The organism is Sphingomonas sp. (genome assembly GCF_024508665.1).
Lineage (GTDB): Bacteria > Pseudomonadota > Alphaproteobacteria > Sphingomonadales > Sphingomonadaceae > Sphingomonas.
Map to the genome: position 1 here is coordinate 188,028 of NZ_JANINP010000006.1, position 21,204 is coordinate 209,231.

General features: G+C 66.0%; 22 protein-coding genes. 11 read left to right on the forward strand and 11 right to left on the reverse strand.

Going from position 1 to position 21,204, the window contains the following annotated elements; genetic code table 11:
* The first annotated feature begins 242 nt into the window (after positions 1–242).
* From Q0L25_RS09695 to Q0L25_RS09715, 5 genes are all read left to right on the forward strand, one after another.
* Entirely contained in the window at positions 243–2,546 is a 2,304-nt protein-coding gene (locus tag Q0L25_RS09695; protein WP_296613740.1) for a DNA translocase FtsK, read from the forward strand.
* A 129-nt stretch (positions 2,547–2,675) separates the two neighbouring features.
* Entirely contained in the window at positions 2,676–3,299 is a 624-nt protein-coding gene (locus tag Q0L25_RS09700) for an outer membrane lipoprotein carrier protein LolA (RefSeq protein WP_296613742.1), read from the forward strand.
* Positions 3,300–3,605: 306 nt separating this feature from the next.
* A complete protein-coding gene (locus tag Q0L25_RS09705; protein ID WP_296613744.1) occupies positions 3,606–4,388 on the forward strand; it encodes an exodeoxyribonuclease III in 783 nt (260 codons plus the stop codon).
* A 25-nt stretch (positions 4,389–4,413) separates the two neighbouring features.
* Positions 4,414–5,466, forward strand: a complete 1,053-nt coding sequence (gene ribA, locus Q0L25_RS09710; protein ID WP_296613746.1) for a GTP cyclohydrolase II — start codon at positions 4,414–4,416, stop codon at positions 5,464–5,466.
* A gap of 37 nt (positions 5,467–5,503) precedes the next feature.
* Positions 5,504–5,716, forward strand: coding sequence for a hypothetical protein (locus Q0L25_RS09715; RefSeq protein ID WP_296613748.1), 213 nt, complete (start codon positions 5,504–5,506; stop codon positions 5,714–5,716).
* A gap of 2 nt (positions 5,717–5,718) precedes the next feature.
* Here the strand turns inward: Q0L25_RS09715 and Q0L25_RS09720 are convergent, their stop codons facing one another.
* Together Q0L25_RS09720 and Q0L25_RS09725 are read right to left on the reverse strand one after the other, a co-directional pair.
* Positions 5,719–6,402, reverse strand: a complete 684-nt coding sequence (locus Q0L25_RS09720) for an HAD family phosphatase (protein WP_296613750.1) — start codon at positions 6,400–6,402, stop codon at positions 5,719–5,721.
* Positions 6,399–7,061, reverse strand: coding sequence for a YggS family pyridoxal phosphate-dependent enzyme (locus Q0L25_RS09725; RefSeq protein ID WP_296613752.1), 663 nt, complete (start codon positions 7,059–7,061; stop codon positions 6,399–6,401). The genes Q0L25_RS09720 and Q0L25_RS09725 overlap by 4 nt, the downstream gene beginning before the upstream one ends.
* A gap of 61 nt (positions 7,062–7,122) precedes the next feature.
* Here Q0L25_RS09725 and Q0L25_RS09730 point away from each other — a divergent pair, with 61 nt between their 5' ends.
* Positions 7,123–7,620 (forward strand): thiamine phosphate synthase, encoded by a 498-nt coding sequence (locus Q0L25_RS09730; protein ID WP_296613754.1) that lies wholly within the window; start codon positions 7,123–7,125, stop codon positions 7,618–7,620.
* A gap of 87 nt (positions 7,621–7,707) precedes the next feature.
* On the opposite strand, the gene Q0L25_RS09735 is transcribed toward Q0L25_RS09730, so the two are convergent.
* Complete coding sequence (locus tag Q0L25_RS09735; protein WP_296613756.1) at positions 7,708–8,397, reverse strand: hypothetical protein; 690 nt, start codon at positions 8,395–8,397, stop codon at positions 7,708–7,710.
* Between the two features lie 243 nt (positions 8,398–8,640).
* On the opposite strand from Q0L25_RS09735, the gene Q0L25_RS09740 reads away from it, so the two are divergent.
* Genes Q0L25_RS09740 through holA form a run of 4 tightly spaced genes read left to right on the forward strand, consistent with a single transcriptional unit; the run spans position 8,641 to position 13,081 of the window.
* Positions 8,641–9,030 (forward strand): DUF3576 domain-containing protein, encoded by a 390-nt coding sequence (locus tag Q0L25_RS09740; protein WP_296615661.1) that lies wholly within the window; start codon positions 8,641–8,643, stop codon positions 9,028–9,030.
* Positions 9,031–9,078: 48 nt separating this feature from the next.
* On the forward strand, positions 9,079–11,571 hold the full coding sequence (gene leuS / locus Q0L25_RS09745; protein ID WP_296613758.1) for a leucine--tRNA ligase: 2,493 nt from the start codon (positions 9,079–9,081) through the stop codon (positions 11,569–11,571).
* Positions 11,568–12,065 carry an LPS assembly lipoprotein LptE gene (lptE, locus tag Q0L25_RS09750; RefSeq protein ID WP_296613760.1) on the forward strand — a complete coding sequence of 166 codons (498 nt, stop codon included), beginning with the start codon at positions 11,568–11,570 and terminating at the stop codon, positions 12,063–12,065. Before leuS ends, lptE begins: the two co-directional genes overlap by 4 nt.
* Positions 12,062–13,081 carry a DNA polymerase III subunit delta gene (gene holA / locus Q0L25_RS09755; RefSeq protein ID WP_296613762.1) on the forward strand — a complete coding sequence of 340 codons (1,020 nt, stop codon included), beginning with the start codon at positions 12,062–12,064 and terminating at the stop codon, positions 13,079–13,081. The genes lptE and holA overlap by 4 nt, the downstream gene beginning before the upstream one ends.
* 213 nt (positions 13,082–13,294) lie before the next feature.
* Here holA and Q0L25_RS09760 read toward each other — a convergent pair whose 3' ends face one another.
* From Q0L25_RS09760 to Q0L25_RS09785, 6 genes are read right to left on the reverse strand one after another with little or no spacing between them, the layout of a single operon-like run.
* Complete coding sequence (locus Q0L25_RS09760; RefSeq protein WP_296613764.1) at positions 13,295–14,200, reverse strand: ParB/RepB/Spo0J family partition protein; 906 nt, start codon at positions 14,198–14,200, stop codon at positions 13,295–13,297.
* Positions 14,197–14,982 carry an AAA family ATPase gene (locus tag Q0L25_RS09765; RefSeq protein WP_066589385.1) on the reverse strand — a complete coding sequence of 262 codons (786 nt, stop codon included), beginning with the start codon at positions 14,980–14,982 and terminating at the stop codon, positions 14,197–14,199. The genes Q0L25_RS09760 and Q0L25_RS09765 overlap by 4 nt, the downstream gene beginning before the upstream one ends.
* Complete coding sequence (rsmG, locus tag Q0L25_RS09770) at positions 14,979–15,590, reverse strand: 16S rRNA (guanine(527)-N(7))-methyltransferase RsmG (protein ID WP_296613766.1); 612 nt, start codon at positions 15,588–15,590, stop codon at positions 14,979–14,981. Before rsmG ends, Q0L25_RS09765 begins: the two co-directional genes overlap by 4 nt.
* Complete coding sequence (mnmG, locus tag Q0L25_RS09775) at positions 15,587–17,425, reverse strand: tRNA uridine-5-carboxymethylaminomethyl(34) synthesis enzyme MnmG (protein WP_296613769.1); 1,839 nt, start codon at positions 17,423–17,425, stop codon at positions 15,587–15,589. The genes rsmG and mnmG overlap by 4 nt, the downstream gene beginning before the upstream one ends.
* A 37-nt stretch (positions 17,426–17,462) precedes the next feature.
* Entirely contained in the window at positions 17,463–18,743 is a 1,281-nt protein-coding gene (gene mnmE / locus Q0L25_RS09780; RefSeq protein WP_296613771.1) for a tRNA uridine-5-carboxymethylaminomethyl(34) synthesis GTPase MnmE, read from the reverse strand.
* Positions 18,744–18,770: 27 nt separating this feature from the next.
* Positions 18,771–19,001 carry a DUF6489 family protein gene (locus Q0L25_RS09785; RefSeq protein ID WP_296613772.1) on the reverse strand — a complete coding sequence of 77 codons (231 nt, stop codon included), beginning with the start codon at positions 18,999–19,001 and terminating at the stop codon, positions 18,771–18,773.
* 104 nt (positions 19,002–19,105) lie between these two features.
* Here Q0L25_RS09785 and Q0L25_RS09790 point away from each other — a divergent pair, with 104 nt between their 5' ends.
* Positions 19,106–19,807, forward strand: coding sequence for a dienelactone hydrolase family protein (locus Q0L25_RS09790; RefSeq protein WP_296613774.1), 702 nt, complete (start codon positions 19,106–19,108; stop codon positions 19,805–19,807).
* 6 nt (positions 19,808–19,813) lie between these two features.
* Here the strand turns inward: Q0L25_RS09790 and Q0L25_RS09795 are convergent, their stop codons facing one another.
* Both Q0L25_RS09795 and Q0L25_RS09800 read right to left on the reverse strand, forming a co-directional pair.
* Positions 19,814–20,464, reverse strand: a complete 651-nt coding sequence (locus Q0L25_RS09795) for a YjbE family putative metal transport protein (RefSeq protein ID WP_296613776.1) — start codon at positions 20,462–20,464, stop codon at positions 19,814–19,816.
* Positions 20,465–20,517: 53 nt separating this feature from the next.
* The gene (locus Q0L25_RS09800) at positions 20,518–21,171 is read right to left on the reverse strand and encodes a YjbE family putative metal transport protein (protein WP_296613777.1); all 654 of its coding nucleotides are present in this window, start codon (positions 21,169–21,171) and stop codon (positions 20,518–20,520) included.
* Between the last annotated feature and the right edge of the window lie 33 nt (positions 21,172–21,204).

The window sequence follows — 21,204 nt, forward strand, 5'->3', positions numbered from 1 at the left end:
ACGGGGAGGGGGACCGCGCGGCGCCAGCCGCGTGGTGGAGGGGGCCCTCCTCACGTTCGTCGCTTGAGGCCCGCCCCCTCCACCAAGCCGCTGCGCGTCTTGGTCCCCCTCCCCACAAGTGGGGAGGATTTGCGTCAGTCAGCCCGTTCCCGCCCCATCCCATCCACACCGCCTTGACGTCAGACTCCGCTGGCGCGAGAATCCATCGTGAACGCACAGCGTACATTTCGGGGGATTCGAGCATGGCCAGCCGCGCGCAGACGCCGCTCTGGCGGGAAACGGTGAAGGCGGGCGCGGCCCGATCGGGCGCGATGATCGTCGCTGTGGCGGTCGCCGCGGTATCGTTGCTGCTCATCCTCTCGCTCGCCAGCTATCATTCGGGCGACCCGTCGCTCAGCACCGCGGCGGGCGGTCCGGCGCAGAATCTGGTCGGCTATCCCGGCGCGGTGATCGCCGATCTGGCCTATACCGTCCTGGGCTGGCCGGCCTGGGGCATGCTGGCGGTCGGGCCGGTGATCGCGTGGCGGTTATGGCGCGGCGAGGGTGCCGGCGGCTGGGGCAGGATGGCGCTGACCGCTGCGTTCGGCCTCCTGTTGGTCGCCACCGCGCAGGGATTCGTGTCGAGCGGCGCCAGCCTCGACTGGCCGGCGGGCAAGAGCGGGCTGGTCGGCATGCTGATCGCCGACGGCCTCAAATGGCTGATCGCGCTGATCGGCAATCCGGTCGCCGTTTTGTGGACCGACCGCGTGGTCGGCACGCTCGCCGGCCTGTCGGGCGCGGTGATCTGGTTCATGAGCCTGGAGGTCGGGCTCCCGCGCGTGCCGGCGATGCCGCGGATCGGCCGATCGGCCGAGGTGCAGCGCCTGACCGACCAGCGCCCAGGTGATCGCGTGATCGACATGGAGCCGGAGCCGTCGATTCGTCAGCCGCGCGCCGTCGCGCTGCCCGACAATCGTCCGGCGCCGGTGATCGCCGAGCGCAACGCCGCGCCGGCGCCGGCCAAGCCGGCCAAGCCCAAACAGGGCAGTTTCGACCTGCGCGACAATTATCCATTGCCGTCGCTCGATCTGCTCAAGGCGCCGCCGCCCTCGACCGGCGGGCCGATCGACAAGGCCGCGCTGGAGCGCAACGCACGGTTGCTCGAAACGGTGCTCGACGATTTCCACGTCAAGGGCCAGATCACCGCCGTCCACCCCGGCCCGGTGGTCACGATCTACGAGCTCGAGCCCGCCGCCGGGACCAAGGCGAGCCGCGTCGTCCAGCTTGCCGACGACATCGCGCGCAACATGTCGGCGGTTTCGGCGCGCATCGCCCCGATTCCCGGCCGCACCGTGATCGGCATCGAATTGCCCAATGCACGGCGCGAGACGGTCAATCTGCACGAGCTGATGGCGTCGGACGCGTTCGAGGATCAGTCGGCGTCACTGCCGATCGTGCTCGGCAAGAACACCGCGGGCGACCCGGTGATCGTCGACCTGGCGCCGATGCCGCACCTGCTCGTCGCCGGCACCACCGGTTCGGGCAAGTCGGTCGGTCTGAACTGCATGATCCTGTCGCTGCTCTACAAGCTCGATCCCAAGCAGTGCCGGATGATCATGATCGATCCGAAGATGCTCGAACTGAGCATGTACGACGACATTCCGCATCTGCTCTCGCCGGTGGTCACCGATCCGTCCAAGGCGGTGCGCGCGCTCAAATGGGCGGTCGAGCAGATGGAGGACCGCTATCGCATGATGGCCTCGGTCAACGTGCGCGGGCTCGCCAGCTTCAACGACAAGGTGCGCGCGGCCAAAGCCAAGGGCCAGCCGCTCGGCCGCAAGGTCCAGATCGGATATGAGGACGGCAAGCCGGTCTATGAGGAAGAGCAGCTCGAATACGAGCCGCTGCCGCAGATCGTCGTCATCGTCGACGAACTCGCGGACCTGATGATGACCGCGGGTAAGGAAGTCGAATTCCTGATCCAGCGGCTGGCGCAGAAAGCGCGCGCCGCGGGCATCCACCTGATCATGGCGACGCAGCGCCCCTCGGTTGACGTCATCACCGGCGTGATCAAGGCGAATCTGCCGACGCGCATCTCGTTCAACGTCACCAGCAAGATCGATTCGCGCACCATCCTGGGCGAACAGGGCGCCGAGCAGCTGCTGGGCAAGGGCGACATGCTGTACATGGCGTACGGCAAGCAGATCAGCCGCGTCCATGGTCCGTTCGTCAGCGACGACGAGGTGCGCGCGGTCGCCGATCACTGGCGCGCGCAGGGTCAGCCCGATTACATCCAGTCGGTGACCGAGGAGAGCGAGGACGGCTTCGCACTCGACGGCGCGCCGCTCGGCGAGGATTCGGCCGAGGACCAGCAATATCGCGGTGCGATCCAGTTGGTGGTCGAAAGCCAGAAGGCGTCGACTTCGTGGCTGCAGCGCCAGATGCGAATCGGCTACAATTCGGCGGCGCGGCTGATCGAGCGGATGGAGAAAGACGGCATCGTCGGCCGTCCCGATCATGTCGGCCGCCGCGAAGTATTGCGCGATCGCGAGGGCAACCCGCTCTGATATGAAGTCAGCTTCGCTGACCGGCACCGGCTTCCGGTTCGGCGAAGCTGAACCGGACCAAGACTTACGCGTTCAGAGCGGGTTCAAGCCCATGGCGCCACCCTGGCCGCCTGTTTCAGGAGAATATTCGTGACGTCTCGCGCCCTAGCGCTGTTGTTCGTGCCCGCCTTGGTCGCCACCGCGGCCGTCGCCGCACCGGCGGCGACCTCGCCCGATCTCGCTAAGGTCCAAGCGCATCTGCGCGCGGTCCAGTCGATGACCGCGGCGTTCAGCCAATATGACCGCAACGGCAAGACGCTGACCGGCACGCTGTCGTTGAAACAACCCGGCAAGCTCCGCTTCCAATATCAGAAGAACGTGCCGATCCTGATCGTCGCCGACGGCAAGTCCTTATGGTTCCTCGACTACCAGGTCGGGCAGAAGCAACGCTGGCCGATCGGCGGCTCGCCGCTGGGTGTATTGCTCGACCCCAGCAAGGACATCAGCCGCTTCGCAAAGGTGATGCCGACCGCCGACCCATCGGTCATTTCGGTCGACGCCAGCGATCCCAAACACCCCGAATATGGCCGCATAACCCTGGTGTTCGAGCGCAATGCGGCGGGGCCGGCGGGCCTGATCCTGCGCGGCTGGGTGGCGCTCGATGCGCAGAACAATCGGACGACGATCCGACTGTCGGATCCCAAGTTCAACGTGCCGATTTCCGACGGAACGTTCCGCTTCAACGATCCGGTGCGCGGCGGATTCAAAAAATAACGAACCGTTCATCTGGGCGACAGCTTCGCCCGCCTAATACACGTTTCGCGGATGTGGGGCGGTTCGGGATTTTCCCCCTGTTGCCCGAAACAAACCACTTCCCGCCTGCGTGACGAACGCTAGGTCGGCCCCTGTTCCATGCCCCCGGAACAGGGGCCTTTCCTTTGCGCAGAGCGGACGGCGGCGCCCCGCCGCCAACTCGCCCAAGCACGGCCGGCGCCGCGTAGCGGCGTCCGACGACGACGCGGCTTCGCCGCGACGCGTGCAAGGGTGACGAAACCGCATGAACTCCCTAAGTGCGCTTCCGTGAAGATCGTTTCCTGGAACATTAACTCGGTCCGCTTCCGTATCGAGATCGTCGAGAAATTCCTGCGCGAGGTCGCGCCCGACATCTTGTGCCTGCAGGAAACCAAGGTGATCGACGCCGACTTTCCCGAAGGTGCCTTCCGTGCGCTCGGCTACGACACGATCTTCCTCCACGGCCAACGCATGCACCATGGCGTGGCGATCATCAGCCGCGTCCCGCTGGTCGAGGACGACCGGTTCGACTGGCAGGCCAATCGCGAGGCACGGCACGTCGGGGTGCGGTTGCCGAACGGCGTGCGACTGGAGAATGTCTATGTGCCCGCGGGCGGCGACATCCCGGATCGCGAGGTCAATCCCAAGTTCGGCCAGAAGCTCGATTTCGTCGAGCGGATGACCGCCTGGTCGGCGACACTCGATTGCCCGACGATCCTGACCGGCGATTTCAACATCGCACCGCTCGAATCGGACGTGTGGAACCACAAGCAGTTGCTCAAGGTCGTCAGCCATACGCCGATCGAGGTCGACGCGCTCAATCGGCTCAAGGACTCGAACAGCTGGGTCGATCTCGGGCGTCATTTCTACCCCGCGCCAGCACGCCTCCACACCTGGTGGAGCTATCGCTCGCCCGACTGGACCAAGAATGACCGCGGCCGCCGGCTCGACCATATGTGGGCGACCGCCGACGTCGCCGCCAAGGCGCGGTCGCATCAGGTGTTCGAGGATTGTCGCAATTGGCTGAAGCCGTCGGATCACGTCCCGATCATGACCGAGTTCGACCTGTGAGGGCGCCGACCATGAATGCACGGCCATGAGCGCGCGTAACGTCGCCCGTGCGATCGACGCGCTGCGCCGCGGCTGGCCGATCGCCATAAAGGGCGCCGGCGCGCCGGTCGGCCTGCTCGCGATCGAAACCGCCGATGCCGGGCGGATGAAGGCGTTCGACCCGGACGGCGAGTCGCCGATCCTGCTGTCGGCCGGGCGCGCCGCCACGCTCAAGCTTGCCAACCAGCTCGAGGCGGCGATTCCCGATTCGCCCGTGCTGGTAGAGCGCACCTTCTGGATCGATTTCGACTGCGCGGTCGCGCTCGCCGACCCGCAGCTCGACATGGCCACCCCGATGAAGGGCCCGTTCCGCGCGATCCATGTCGACGATCGTGACGTCATGGCGGCCGCGCTGTCGCTCGCGCGTACCGCGGGCGTCCTTCCTGCCTTCTTCGTCGGCCAGGCGCCGGAGGAGATCATCACGATCGCCGATATCGAGGCGTTCGAGGATCCGATCAGCCTGGCGATCGCGGCGCGGGCCAAGCTCCCGGTCGCCGGGTCGGAAAATTCGGAGATCGTCGCGTTCCGCTCCCCCGATTCGCCCGGCGAGCATGTCGCGCTGATCATCGGCCAGCCGGATGGCCGTCCGCCTCTGGTGCGCCTGCACAGCGAATGCCTGACCGGCGACGTGCTCGGCAGCCTCAAATGCGATTGCGGGCCGCAGCTCCATGCCGCGATCCATGCGATGGAAGATACCGGCTGGGGCATATTGCTCTATCTGCGCCAGGAAGGACGCGGGATCGGGCTGGTCAACAAGTTGCGCGCCTATGCGCTGCAGGATCAGGGGTTCGACACGGTCGACGCCAATACCCGCCTGGGCTTCGCGGTCGATGCGCGCGATTTCCGCATCGCGGCGCGCATGCTCGAGCTGCTCGGCCAGACCAGGATCCGGCTGCTGACCAACAACCCCGAAAAGGTCCGCGTGCTCGAAGCAGCCGGGATCACGGTCACCGAACGCGTGCCGATCGCGCTGCCGCCCAATCCGTTCAATGCCAAGTATCTGGCGACCAAGCGCGACCGGACGGGGCATCAACTCTAAAATGGCGGGAGGCGGCTGGCGGGCGATACATGTCGGGATGACGAAGGACGGCCTGACGATCGACGGCGCCGACATTTGGGCGCTGACATGGCACCGGACGCGCGAACCGACGCTGCAACTGCCCCACCCGACCTATCCCGATCAACTCGACTATTTCGATATCTACGAGGTCGACGGTCCCGCCGGCCGACTGCGCTTCGCCGCAGGCGAGCTGTCGGGCGGCGTCTGGGGATTCTACGTCCCCGCCTGAGATCAGCCGAGCAGCGCTGCGACCTCGTCGAAGCTCGACGCCACCGCCGCTACCCCGATCGCCCGCAGGCGCTCGCTATGGTCCGGCGCGCAATGATTGCCCGCGCACAATCCGATGACATGTCCGCCCGAGGCGACGGCGCCGGTCGCGCCGACCGGCGAATCCTCGATGATCGCGCAGTCGCCGATCGCCACGCCGAGTTTGTCGGCGGCGTAGAGGTAGAGATCCGGCGCCGGCTTGCCGCGCTCGACATGCTCGCGGCCCGAATAGAGATGATCGCCGAACGCGTCGGACAGGCCGATATGGTCGAGATGGCGGCGGATCCAGCGCGTCGAGCTGGACGACACCACCGCCTTGGGCAGATCGGCAGGCAGCGAGCGGACGAAGGCAACCGCTCCGGCGACCTCGCCGATCCCTTCCGCCATCACCCGCGCATCCTCGGCCTCGCGCGCGGCGAAGAAATCGTCGGGCAGCGCGCGGCCGATCCACGCCTCGACGCGGTCGAGAAAGTCCTTGCCCGCATACCCCATGAAATTGGCCATGGATTCTTCGGGCGTGGTCGGATGGCCGATCGACGTTAGAAAATCGGCGATATGCTTGTTGCCGACATATTCGCTCTCGATCAGCACGCCGTCGAAATCGAACAGCAAGGCCGCGAACCTGATCGGGATTACGCCGCCGCTCATGCGCGCGCTCCGAACAAAGCGGAACCGACGCGCACATGGGTGGCACCAAGCGTCACCGCGGTCGGATAATCGCCCGACATCCCCATGCTGAGCCCCGCCACGCCGTTGTCGCGCGCCAATTTGGCCAGCAACGCGAAATAGGGGGCCGGTTCGACGTCGAGCGGCGGCACCGCCATCAACCCGACGATCGGCAGCCCGGCGGCGCGCGCTTCGGCAAGCAGACCGGGAAGATCGGCGATCGCGCATCCGCCTTTTTGCGGCTCGTCGCCGATATTGACCTGGACGAAGCAATCCGGGCGGCGGCCGCTTTCCATCGCCCTGGCGAGAGCGGCGATCAGCGAGGCGCGATCGACCGAATGGATTTCGTCGAACAACGCCACCGCGTCGGCCGCCTTGTTCGATTGCAGCTGGCCGACCAGGGCGAGCCGCAGGTCCGGGTGGCGCTCGCGCAGCACCGGCCATTTGGCCTGCGCTTCCTGCACGCGATTCTCGCCGAACACACGTTGCCCCGCGGCGATCAGCGGTTCGATCGCCTCGGCGGGATGCGTCTTGGAAATGGCGATCAGCTCGATCTGGTCGCTGCGCCCGGCGAGCTTCGCCGCCCGGGCAATCGCATCGCGGACGCCGGCGAGCCGCGCGGCGGGGTCGTCGGTCGTCATGCCGCGCGCTATAGGCAGGGTCGTGCCGCATCGCCAGTCCCCGATCCCAGTTTTGTGGCTGATGACCGACGAGCGGCTTGGCGACGGCCTATGGGCGGCGTTGCGGCGCTTGCCACGGGGAAGCGGGGTCGTGTTTCGGCATTACGCGACGGCGGCGCGGGAGCGGCGGATGCTGTTTCGGCGCGTGGCGCGGATCGCGCGGGCGCGAGGGCTGGTGGTGGTGCGAGCCGGGAAGCAGGCCGGATTTGGCGAGGATGGGGTGCATGGGCGCGGCCCCGGCCAAGGGCTGCGGACGGCGCCGGCGCATGACCGGCGCGAGGCGGTCGCGGCGATGCGGCGGGGGGCGGATGTGTTGTTTGTGTCGCCGGTGTTCGCGACTCGATCGCATCCGGGGGCTGAGGCGCTGGGCGCGCGGAAGGCGCGGAGGATTGCTCAAGGGCTACCTGTTATCGCGATTGCCTTGGGAGGCATGGACTCGCGGCGGTTTCGGACACTCGCCGGATTCGACGGATGGGCGGCGATCGATGCGTGGCGTTCGCTGGGTAGCGGCGCGAAGTGAATTCGCGCCGTCGGTCCTCGCTGCGCGAGGCCGGCCGAGCTTCCTGCTTTTCCGTGATTTAGCTGCCGCTAAATCGCGGCAGGAAGCTTAGAACCTGAACGCCGTCCCGACATATACCGCCTGGCTGTCACGCTGCGCGTCGGGCAACGGGGCGAGGCGATCGCGATCCTGCGACTTGTAGCGGACGCCCGCGGTCACATCGAGATTGCGGCTGAGCGAGTAGGACCCGCCGACATCGATCGAATCCTTGGGCTGATAGCCCGTCAGGCGCGTATCGCCGACCGTGGTCCGTTCGCTGGTCGCCTTCAGCCTGGTGCTGCGGCGGACCGAGAAGCTGGTGCCGATATCGATCGGCTTGCGGCCAACCGGGCTCGCGGCCAGATCGATCTTGAGATCGCTCGGCGTGACCACGCGCTTCACCGGCGCGTTGCGGCCAAGATCATAGGCGATCGGTGCCAGGCCGACCGATTCGGTATCGACCGACGGTGCACCGCGCAGCGTCACGACACCGGTCTTGACCGCCGGCGGCGGCGTCACGCGGCGTTGCGTGCCACGCGATTCGGCGGGAGTGAAGCGGAAGGGAGTCGTGTCGAGCCCGTTGCGCGCAATCAGCGCGGCAAGCTTGGGGTCGGCCGAAGCCGGGGTGAAGAAAGACGCGACAGGCCGCGAAATCAGCCGCTTGGCGGCATCGGGCGCGCCGATCGCGGGCACGGCAAACGCGGCGGTGACAGCGACTGCCCCCACGACGGTTCCGAAAATCACCCGCTTCGCGACCACGATTGGTTCCCTGCGACTCCAATAGTCATACGAGCCCTAACACGGTTCGATCCCGACTCGCCACATCTGATCGCGTTTTTCCGCCAAGTGTTGCATCGCGTCCACAGACTCGTTCTCACCTCTCGGCGCTTGCGGCGGGCGGCCCTGTGTCTATAGATGCGCGATACTCTCCCCTTTCGTATCAGGGAACGACCGATGACCCTTCTGCGCCGTGCCGCGTATCTGGCCCTTCCGCTCTCGCTGATGGCGTGCGCGCACCACCGGGGAGGAGCCGCCAAGGCCGACATTGCCGCATCGAAGGTGACGACGATCGGCGTCAATGCCTATCTGTGGCGCGCGACTCTCGACACGCTGAGCTTCATGCCGCTGCTCCAGACCGATTCCAACGGCGGCGTCATCGTCACCGACTGGTACGTCAATCCGCGCTCGCCCGGCGAGCGGATGAAGGTCACGGTGTCGATCCTCGACCAGGATCTGCGCGCCGACGCGGTCCGCGTCGCGGCGTTGCGCGAAGTCAGCACCAACGGCCAATGGGTCGCGGCGCCGGTCCAGGCGGCAACGGTGCAGAAGCTCGAGGACGTGATCCTCACCCGCGCTCGCGACCTTCGTCGCCAGGCGATCGCACCCAAATAAGCAAGAACCCGGCGGGCGGGTACTGCCCGCCCAGCAGGATAGACCAAGATGTCGCGCTTCAACCCGCTGAAAGCGGATGCCCATTGGCAAAAGGTCTGGGACGATGCCCAGACCTTTGCCGCGCGAGACGATTCGCCCAAACCCAAAAGCTATGTGCTCGAGATGTTTCCGTACCCGTCGGGGCGGATCCATATGGGCCATGTCCGCAACTATACGATGGGCGACGTGCTCGCACGCTATCGGCGGATGAAGGGGATGGAAGTGCTCCATCCGATGGGTTGGGACGCGTTCGGCATGCCGGCCGAGAACGCCGCGATGGAAAAGCACGTCCATCCCGGCGGCTGGACCCGCCAGAATATCGCGACGATGAAGGCGCAGCTGAAGCGGCTGGGCTTCGCGCTCGATTGGTCGCGCGAGATCGCGACCTGCGAACCCGATTATTACGGCCAGGAACAGGCGCTGTTCCTCGACATGTACGCCGCCGGGCTGGTCTATCGCCGCGAATCGGCGGTCAATTGGGACCCGGTCGACATGACCGTGCTGGCCAACGAACAAGTGATCGACGGCCGCGGCTGGCGGTCGGGCGCGCTGGTCGAGAAGCGCAAGCTCAACCAATGGTTCCTCAAGATCACCCAGTTCGCCGACGAATTGCTCGAGGGGTTGAAGGGCCTCGATCACTGGCCCGACAAGGTCCGGGTGATGCAGGAGAATTGGATCGGCAAGAGCCAGGGGCTGCAATTCGCCTGGTCGCTGTCCGACGGCGGATCGGTCGAGGTATTCTCGACGCGTCCCGACACGATCTTCGGCGCGAGCTTCATCGCGGTCGCCGCCGACCATCCCATCGCGCAGGCCGCCGCCGCGCGTGACCCAGAAGCCGCGGCGTTCATCGAGCTGTGCAAGCAGGGCGGGACCACCGCCGCCGAGCTCGAGACGCAGGAGAAACTGGGCTACGACACCGGCATCACCGCGACGCATCCCTTTGATCCGGCATGGCAAATTCCGGTCTACATCGCCAATTTCGTGCTGATGGACTATGGTACCGGCGCGGTGTTCGGCGTACCCGCGCACGACCAGCGCGACTTCGAGTTCGCCACCAAATATCATCTGCCGATTCGCCGCGTCGTGTCGGACGGCGACAAGACCGATCCCGATTTCACCGAGGCGGAAGCCTATTCGGGCCCGGGCACGATCGTGAACTCGCACTTCCTCGAAGGCATGGATGTCGAGGACGCCAAGCGCGAAGTGATCGTCCGCGCCGAGGCGGGCGGCTGGGGAACCGGCACCACCGTCTATCGCCTGCGCGACTGGGGAGTCAGCCGCCAGCGTTACTGGGGCACGCCGATTCCGATCATCCATTGCGACCAATGCGGCGCGGTGCCGGTGCCGCGCGACCAATTGCCGGTGGTGCTGCCCGAGGATGTCAGTTTCGACATTCCCGGCAACCCGCTCGACCGCCATCCGACCTGGAAGCATGTCGATTGCCCGTCCTGCGGCGGCGAGGCCGTGCGCGAGACCGACACGCTCGACACCTTCGCCGATTCGTCCTGGTATTTCATCCGCTTCGCCAGCCAGCCCAAGGACAAGCCGTTCGACCGCGATATGGCCGAGCAATGGCTGCCGGTCGGCCAGTATATCGGCGGGGTCGAGCATGCGATCCTGCACTTGCTCTACGCGCGCTTCTGGACACGCGCGCTCAAGCATATCGGCATGCTCGACATCGCCGAGCCGTTCGCCGGGCTGTTCACCCAGGGGATGGTGACGCACGAGACCTACAAGTCGGTCGAGGGCAAGTGGCTGAGCCCCGATGACGTGCGTGACGGCAAGGAGATCGCTACCGGACAGCCGATCACGGTCGGCCGTACCGAGAAGATGTCCAAATCGAAGAAGAATACGATCGATCCCGAGCCGATCGTCGACCAATATGGTGCCGACGCGACGCGCTGGTTCATGCTGTCCGATTCTCCGCCCGAACGCGATCTCGCCTGGTCCGAAGCGGGGATCGAGGGCTCGTGGCGCTTCGTCCAGCGACTGTGGCGCCTGGTCGACGGGATCGAGCAGGGCGAGGGCGCCGACACCGCGCTCGACCGCAAGCTGGCGCAAACGATCGCCGGCGTCGCCGCCGATATCGAGGCGCTGCAGTTCAACAAGGCGGTCGCCAAGCTCTACGAACTGGTCAACGCGATCGAGAAGGCCAAGCCGTCCGCCTCTCGCAGCAACGCGATTCGCACGCTCGTCCGCCTGGTCGCGCCGATGACCCCGCATCTCGCCGAGGAAGCCTGGGCGGCGATGGGCGAATCGGGGCTGGTCGCCAATGCCGATTGGCCGTCTTATGATCCGGCCTTGCTGGTTGAGGACGAGGTGACGATCGCGGTGCAGGTCAACGGCAAGCTGCGCGACACGCTCGTCATGCCCAAGGGCGCCGACAGAGCGTTGGTCGAGGCCGCGGCGCGCGCCAATCCCAACGTCCTCCGCGTCCTGGATGGCGCCGAACCGAAGAAGGTGATTGTCGTGCCCGATCGTCTGGTCAATCTGGTCGCATGAAGCGACTCGCGCTCCTCCTCGCGCTGGCGACTGCCGGCTGTGGTCTCCATCCGCTTTACGAAGGCGGCGCGTCGGGTCCGGTGGCTTCCAGCCTGTCGCGAGTCGAGGTCGCGCCGATCCCGGGCAAGAACGGCTATCTGATGTCGAACGCGCTGCGCGACCGGCTTCCGCAGAGCAGTCGCGAGCCGCCATTGTACCGGCTCGAGGTCAAGCTCGATGATTCGATCACCGGCCTGGGCGTGAAGCGCGACGACACGATCACGCGCGAGCGCCGATCGCTGCGCGCGCGCTATCAATTGGTCGCAGCCTCGAGCGGGGAAGTGCTGCTCGACGCGACCGCGGGGTCGGACGCCGGCATCGACGTGGTCAATTCGGAATATGCCACGATCGCGGCCGAGAATACCGCGCTGGAAAACCTGTCGCAGATCGTCGCCGATCAGATCGTTACGCGGATTGCCGTCTATCAGCGCCGCGCCGCCGCCGCGGAAAAGTGAAAGCGTCTGAAAATCAGTTAGTTAACTCGCTGGATTCGGCGGCTTCGGCGGTCCGGCTCTATTTGCTCCATGGCCCTGACGAAGCCGGCGCGATGGACTATGCCGCGCGACTCGGACGTGCGCTCGGCGCCGATGCGGAGAAGGTCGCGATCGAGGGACCAACCCTGCGTGGCGATCCCGGCAAGCTGGTCGACGAGGCGCGCTCGCTCGCCTTGTTCGGGGGGCGGCGCTGGATCCTGATCGCCAATGCCGGCGACGAATCGCTCGAGGCCGCTCAATTGCTGCTCGCCGAGCCCCAGGTCGAGCATCCGGTGGTGATGATCGGGCCGGGGCTGCGCACCACGTCGAAACTGGTCCAGTTCGCGATCGCCCAGCCGGCGGCGATGAGCTTCGCCTGCTATGTTCCCGATGGCGCCAATGCCGACCGCATGGTGGTCGGAATCGCGCGAGAATATGGGCTCCGTCCGACGCCGAGCGCGATCCGGCGGTTGATGGCGGCATCGGGCGGCGATCGCAGCGTGATCGCGCGCGAAGTCGAAAAGCTCGCCCTTTATCTCGATGCGGCAGGCGACCGACCGCGCGAGCTCGACGACGATGCGCTCGACGCGCTGGGGGCCGATCTTGGCGAATCGCAAATGTCCGACGTGGTCGATGCCGCGCTCGAAGGGCGGGTGCACGATATCGCGCGCGAACTCGCCCGATTCGCCGATTCGGGCGGTGCTGCCATCCCGCTGCTGCGCCAGATCGTCCGCAAGCTGATGACCCTGGCGGCGATGCGCGCCGAGGTCGACGCCGGCAAACAGCCGTCAGCGGTGGTCAAGGCGCGCCGCGTCCATTTCCGCGAAGAACCGGGGATGATTCGCCAGGTCCAGAAGTGGAAATCCCCCGACATCGCCGCCGCGATCGACCGACTGCGGCGTGCCGAACGCCAGCTGATGGCGCCAGGCGGGGCAGGGGAATTGCTCTCCGACGTCGCCATCACCGAGACGACGCGCGCCGCGGCGCGGATGCGGTAATTTTCACGCTAAGGCGCAAAGGCGCAAAGAAAAATAGGTTGATGTTCACGCGGAGGCGCGGAGGGCGCGGAGTCGCCTCTCCTTAAGTTGTGGGCGAATTTCTAATGCGACGATCAGACGCCGAACAACGCCAGATTGCCTGAAAATCTATGCGACCGCTGCGCCTCTGCGCGACAACCTCTTCGCGCCTTTGCGTCTTTGTGCGTGAAAATATTAAAGCGGTTCGCCGGTCAGGCGCTGGCAGACCATGTCGAGTTGGTCGAGAGTCGAATAGGAGACGGTGACCGCTCCCCCTTTTGCGCCATAAGTGATCTTCACGCCCAGCCCGATGACGTCGGTCAATTGGCGTTCGAGCGCCGCGATATCGGCGTTGCGCCCGTGGCTGCCACTACCGCCGCCGCCATGGCCACTGGATGCGCCGTCGTCCTTTGCCACCTTGGCCAGCCGCTCGGTCTCGCGCACCGAGAGGCCGCGCGCGACGACTTCGGCGGCCAGACGTTCGACATCGGGCACGCCGATCAGCGCACGGGCATGGCCCATGTCGATCTTGCCGTCGGTCAGCAGCGACAGAACAAAATCTGGAAGGTCAAGCAATCTCAACAGGTTAGCGATATGACTGCGCGATTTGTGAACCAGCTTCGCCAGCGCTTCCTGGGTATGGCCGAACTCGTTGATCAGCCGCTTATAGGCATCGGCTTCTTCGACCGCGTTGAGGTCGCGGCGCTGGATATTTTCGAGCAGCGCGATTTCGAACGTATCGGCATCGTCGAGCTCGCGGACGATCACCGGGACTTCGTGCAGCCGTGCGCGCTGCGCCGCGCGCCAGCGGCGCTCGCCGGCGACGATCTGGTAATTGCGGCCGTGCGGACGGACCAGGATCGGCTGGAGCACGCCCCGCGTCGCGATCGACTGCGCCAATTCCTCGAGCGCAACGTCGTCGAATACGCGTCGGGGCTGGCCGGGTTGGGGAGTCAATGCGCCGACCGGCAACATGCGGATGCCCGACGGCGTTTCGCCTCCACCCGAAGTCGGTACGGCCTCGGGCGCTATGTCGCCGAGCAGGGCATTGAGCCCGCGGCCAAGGCTGGGACGGGGTTTGCGGGGAGCTTCGGTGGTCATGCGGCAATCGCCGGAGCGGCAGGGGGCAGGCGCCCGATCAGCTCGCGCGCCAAGGCCATATAGGCTTCGGAGCCCGAGCAGCGATAATCGTAGATGAGCGCCGGCACGCCATGACTGGGCGCCTCCGACAGGCGCACGTTGCGCGGAATCACGGTGTCGAACACCACCTTGCCCAGCACCGCGCGAACGTCCGCCGACACTTGGTCGGTCAGGCGGTTGCGGCGATCGTACATGGTCAGCGCCACGCCCAGGATCGCCAGCCCCGGGTTGAATCGCGTGCGGATACGCTCAACCGTCGACAGCAACTGGCTGAGTCCTTCGAGCGCGAAGAACTCGCACTGCAGCGGCACCAGCAGCGAATCGGCCGCGACCATCGCGTTGATCGTCAGCAGGCCGAGAGAAGGTGGGCAGTCGATCAGCACCACGTCCCAACGATCGCTGGCGGCGTCGAGCGCATGATCGAGCCGGTGCGTGCGCTCCTCATAATCGACCAGCTCGATTTCGGCGCCCGATAGATCGACCGTCGCGGGGACGATATCGAGCCCTGGCACGACGGTGCCGATTACCGCATCGACCACCGAACATTCGCCGATCAGCACGTCGTAGCTCGACTTCTTGCGGTCGGCGCGATGGATGCCGAGCCCGGTCGAGGCATTACCTTGCGGGTCGAGATCGATGATCAGCACGCGCTTGTCGGTCGCTGCCAGCGCAGTGCCCAAGTTGATCGCGGTCGTGGTCTTGCCCACGCCACCCTTCTGGTTGGCCACGGCAATGACAGTCATCGCGCTCGTACTCCGCGCGCGATCACGATGCTCGAGTCTGGATCGGTGATGCTCTGTTCCACGTGGAACATTCCATGCCATCTTTGCTTGGCGCGCGCCACCTCTTCGCGTGCCGATCGGCCCTTTGGTAGCAGCCAAAGCGTCTCATTGCTGGCGCATTGCGCCGCCGACGCGATTACCTGTGCTACCTGCGCGACCGCCCGCGCCGAGATCACCGCTACCGGCTGGCGCACATTTTCGACCTTGCCGGTGATCACCTCGACCAAGGGAAGGGCGAGCGTCGCGGCGGTGTCGCGCAGGAAGTCGGCGCGCAACCGGCGTGGTTCAACCAGGATGAAGCGGCGATCGGGCTGCACCGCCGCCAACGCCAAGCCAGGAAAGCCCGCGCCCGTTCCGATATCGAGCCAATCCCCCTGGTCGGGTGCGAGCGGTGCGAGCTGCAGCGAATCGACGATATGCCGCGACCAGATCGTCGCCAGCGTCGACCGCGCCACCAGATTCTGTTGATCGCTTTCGACCGTCACGAGCGCGGCCAGATGATCGAGCCGGGCAATCGCCTCGGCGTCAAAGCGCGCCGTCGCCCAATCGCGCGCGTCTTCGTCGGTCATGCCGCAGCCCGCGTCGCGTGAAGCAGGATCGCGGTCAGCGCCGCCGGCGTGATTCCCCGGATGCGCCCTGCGGCGGCCAGCGTGGCCGGGCGCGCGGCGGTAAGCCGCTCGACCATCTCATTGGACAGTCCAGGGATGGCCGCAAAATCGAGATCTGGACCCAGCGCGATGCGCTCGCTGGCGCGTAGCTCGGACACTTCCGCCTCCTGCCGCTCGACATATGGGGCATAGCGCGCATCCTCGATCGCCTCGTCGATCACCAGGCTAGGCTCGGCTGCAAGGGTAGGGGAGACGTGCGCCAGCTCGACACCTGGGAAGCGCAGCCACTCCCCGGCGGAGCGCCGCGCGCCGTCCTGCGCGACCTGGGCGCCGCGCGCCACCAGCGCGCTCGCCGTGATCGGCTCGGCGAGGTGCGCGTCGATCGCCGAGCGTTCGACCTCGCGCTCCCGGACATGACGCAGCCGCTCCGCACCGAGTAATCCAGCGGCTTCCGCTACCGCGCTCAAACGCGTCTCGGCATTGTCGGCGCGTAGCCGCAAGCGGAACTCGGCGCGCGCGGTGAGCATGCGATAGGGCTCGGTCACCCCCTGCAGCACGAGGTCGTCGATCATCACGCCGAGATAGGATTGCGCGCGGTCGGGGACGAAGTCCGCCAGCCCCAGCGCTGCGGCCGCGGCATTGGCGCCCGCGACCAGGCCCTGCGCCGCCGCTTCCTCATAACCCGTGGTGCCATTGATCTGCCCGGCGCAGAACAACCCGGGCAGGGCGCCGACCGCCAGTCGATGATCGAGCGCGCGCGGGTCGATATGATCATATTCGACGGCATAGCCGAACGCGGTGATGCGGGTCCGCTCGAGCCCCGGAATCGAAGCGATCAGTGCTTGCTGCACATCCGCCGGCAACGACGTCGAGATCCCGTTGGGGTAGACCGTGGCGTCGTCGAGACCTTCGGGCTCGAGGAAGACCTGATGGCCGTCGCGATCGCCGAAGCGATGGACCTTGTCCTCGATCGACGGACAATAACGCGGTCCCACGCCTTCGATATCGCCCGAAAAGAGCGGGGAGCGGTCGAGCCCGGCGCGAATGGTCGCGTGCGTTTCCTCGGTCGTCCGCGTGATCGCACACCATAATTGGGGGAGGGGGCGGCCGCGCGACAGTGCGGACATCGTCCAGCTATCGGCTTCCGACGGTTGAACTTCGGTGCGTGCCCAGTCGATCGTACGCCCGTCCAGGCGCGGTGGAGTGCCCGTCTTGAGCCGCGTCATCGGCAGACCGAGATCGCGCAATTGCTCGGCCATCACCGTCGCAGCACGCTCGCCCAGCCGTCCACCCGCGTCGCGCTCGTCGCCGCGGAACATCTTCGCGCCGAGAAACGTCCCGGTGGCCAGGACGACTGCCGGTGCCGCCATATGCGTGCCATCCGCCATCTCGATACCGGCGACCCGTCCACCATCGATCATCAATGCCGTCGCTTCGTTCGCGACCAGCTGCACATTGTCGTAGCGGGAGAGCAATTGCCGCACGGCGGCACCGAACCTCCGACGGTCGGCCTGGATGCGCGGACCACGCACGGCGGCGCCCTTGGAGCGATTGAGCATGCGGTAATGGATCGCACCGGCATCGGCGGCTCGGGCGATGATCCCATCGCAGGCATCGACCTCGCGAACCAGATGGCCTTTGCCGAGCCCGCCTATACTGGGGTTGCACGACATCGTTCCGATATTGCCCGCGTCGAACGTCACCAGCGCGACCAACGCACCGCGGCGCGCGGCCGCCGCCGCGGCCTCGACACCGGCATGGCCGCCGCCGATCACGATGACATCGAAGCTGTTCATGGCGGCGCGATTAGCAGGGATGTTCCACGTGGAACACTCACTTTCCGATGCAGAACCTCGAGAACAACGCGTCAAGCATCGCCTCGATGCCGACATCGCCGGTAATCCGCGCCAAGGCTATATTGGCGCGGCGCAATGCGTCAGCGACAACGAGCTCGTCGGTCGCATCCATGTCACCAAGCGCCTCGAGTGCTTCGCGGCAATGCGCCCGCTGGCGCTGATTGAGCGCCATATCGGCCGCGCCAGGAATCAGCGTCGAGGACTTGGCGAGCAATAGCTCCCACAATTGCTCGATCCCGGCTCCTGTTTCGGCCGATACTGCGAGCGCGGCTCCCTCGGGCACAGCGTCGCGACCGGCGATATCGGCGCGCGCATGAATCCATAGCATCCGATCCTCCGGCGGAGGCTCATCTCCCAACCAGAGCACCAAATCGGCGCCGGCGATGGCTTGCCCAGCGCGATCGATACCGATCGCCTCGATCGCGTCGCCGGCCGAGTCGCGCAGCCCAGCCGTATCGGTCAGTACGAACGGGATGCCGGCGCGCGATACGGGGACCTCGATCCGGTCGCGCGTAGTGCCAGCGACCGGCGAGACGATCGCCGCCTCGCGTCGGGTAAGGGCGTTGAGCAAGGTCGACTTGCCGCTATTGGGCGGTCCCGCCAGGACGACCCGAATGCCGTCTCGCAGGCGATCCACCGCCGGAGCGGCCAGTGCTGCCTCGATCGCGGAGGCTATCGTGCGGGCATCGCTCCGAATGCCATCGAGCAGGACGGGGTCGACATCGGCCTCGTCCGAAAAATCGAGCGACGCTTCGAGCCGTGCCGCCAGTCCAAGCAACGCGGCACGCCATTGGGCGATTCGCCGCGACAGCGTGCCGTCAGCCATCGCCAGCGCGGCGCGCCGCTGCAACTCGGTTTCCGCCGATAGCAGGTCGCCAAGCCCCTCGGCTTCGGCAAGATCGATGCGGCCATTTGTCAGCGCGCGCCGGGTAAATTCGCCAGGCTCGGCGCGCCGCAATCCTGGCTGCTGGGCCAGCGCCGCCTCAACCGCGGCAACTACCGCCCGCCCGCCATGGACATGCAGTTCGACCAGATCCTCGCCCGTCGCGGTGTTGGGGGCGGGGAAAACCAGCACCAGCGCGCTGTCGAGGTGATCGCCGCTCGCCGGGTCGCGCAACGTCCGCAACCGTGCTTCACGTGGAACAGGCAAGCTGCCGGCCAGCGCACGCGCGCCCGCGAACGCCTGAGGTCCGCTGATGCGGATGACGGCGATCGCCGCCGGCGGCAAACCGGACGATGGGGCGAAGATCGTGCTCATGGCAATGTCACAACATCGGGCGGACGATCACTCGCTCTTGCCGCTCTCGAACATCTTGCGCCAGAATTGCATCCCGGCGTCGCCCATCGGCATCCAACTCTTCATCATCGTCTCGAGCAGTTCGGGCTTGACCATATTGCCGTCCATCGCCCCCATCAGTGCCTGGACATATTTCTCGTGAATCGGCGTGAGATCGGGCAGGCCGATCGCGCGGCGCGCCTCTTCGGGGGTGCAATCCACCTCGACATTGATCTTCATCGCCGAAACTCCGCTTGAGCGCGCCGGCCGCGCTGCTACCTAGTTGAGCGACCTGTATGCGCGCGACGGACCGTCAACCGCAACCGCCCCATTCGGAGAGAGCCATGACCGCGACGATCAAGATCGAGACGCTCGAAAAGGACGCCAGCTTCGACGCCTATGTCGCCGAGCCGGCCGGCGGCAAGGCGACCGCCGCGATCATCGTCATCCAGGAGATTTTCGGCGTGAATGCCGGCATTCGCCGCAAGTGCGACCAGCTCGCCGAAGCCGGCTATCTGGCGATCGCACCCGACCTGTTCTGGCGGCTCGAGCCGGGAATCGAGCTCGATCCCGATATCCCCGACCAGTTCAAGGCCGCGCTGGATTATATGGGCAAGTTCAACCAGGATCAGGGCATTCGCGACATCGAGGCGACGATCCATGCGGCGCGGAATCGTGTCGGCGGCGGGAAGGTCGGGGCGGTCGGTTACTGCCTGGGTGGCCGGCTGGCCTATATGACCGCCGCGCGCACCGACGTGGACGCTACGGTCGGCTATTACGCGGTCGGGATCGACGGCCTGCTGCGCGAGAAGCATGCCATCGCGCGCCCGCTCATGCTCCACATTGCCGGCGCCGACGGCTTCGTCAGCCCCGAGGTGCAAAAGGCGATGCATGAGGGGTTGGACGACCATCCCAAAGTCACGCTGCACGACTATCCCGGCGTCGATCACGGCTTCGCCACCGAATTCGGCAACCGCCGGAGAGACGAGGCGGCCAATCAGGCGGACGCGCGGACGATGGCGTTCTTCGCCGATAATTTGAAGTGATTATCGTTATATCTTAGGTAGTTGTGGTAATTTTATGTCAACCCCCAGCGCTGGCAGCACGCCCAGGCGCTGGTCGGTCAGGCCGTCATAGATCATCGAACAGGCGACCCAGAGGATCACGACCAGTCCGACATAAGCGATCCAGCGATGGCGATCGATGATCCGCGCGATGAAATTGGCGGCAAGCCCCATCAAGGCGACCGAGAAGATCAGCCCGAAGATCAGGATGGCGGGATGATCGCGCGCCGCGCCGGCGACACCCAGCACATTGTCCAAACTCATGCTGACATCGGCGAGCGCGACCGCGACGACCGCGCCGCCGAAGGTCTTGGCCTTTTTGCCGTCCTTGCCGTCCTGCGTGGCGCGATGCCGCAATTCGCGCCATAATTTCCACGCGACCCACAGGAGCAACAAGCCGCCCGCTGCGAGAACGCCAATGAAATGAAGCATGTAGGTCGCGATCAGCGCGAAACCGATACGCAGCACCAGCGCCGCGACCGTCCCGGCGATGATGACCTTGCGCTGTTTGTCCTTGGGCAGGCCGGCGGCGAGCGAGCCCACCACTACCGCATTATCGCCAGCCAGGGCGAGATCGATCACCACCACTTCGCCCAGGACGGCGAGCGATTGGGCGGAAAAGAGAGCGGCGATGTCCATGCGCGGACTCTACAAGCCCGTCACGGCATGGGTTGTTCCCTGAGGGTTCGAACTCAGATCCAGCCGAACAGCCGTCCCAATCCGATCGAAGGGTCGACAATGCCCTCGTGAATCATCGATCCCGCGACATAAAGGATCACCACCAGCCCGAGATAGGCGATCCAGTGGTACCGCTCGATCAGCCGCGCGATGTAATTCGCCGCGATCGCCATCAGCGTCACCGACAGCGCCAACCCGAACAGGAGCACGGTGGGATGGTCGCGCGCCGCGCCGGCTACCGCGAGCACATTGTCGAGGCTCATCGATAGGTCGGCGAGCGCGACCTGGAACGCCGCCTTGGCAAAGCTCTTCGGCGCGCGGGCCGGGGTGGCCGCGTCTGCCGCCACCGCCTTGTCATGGTGCCGCGCATGCTGCAGCTCGCGGAACAGCTTCCACGCCACCCACAGCAGGAGCACGCCCCCCGCGAACAGCAAGCCGACGACATGCAGCAATTGCGTCGCGACGAAGGCGAAGATGACCAGGCAGAGCAACGCTACGCCGACACCGATCGACAGGACCCGCTTACGGTCCTTGTCCGGCAATCCGGCCGCGAGCGTGCCGAGGACGACGACATTGTCGCCCGCCAGCATCAGGTCGATCATGATGACCTGGCCGAGCGCGGCGAGCCCCGCGGCGGTGAAGACGTCGGAAATGTCGATGATCGGCATGCTTAGGCGTTAGCAGCGGGGAGGGGGGGTGCA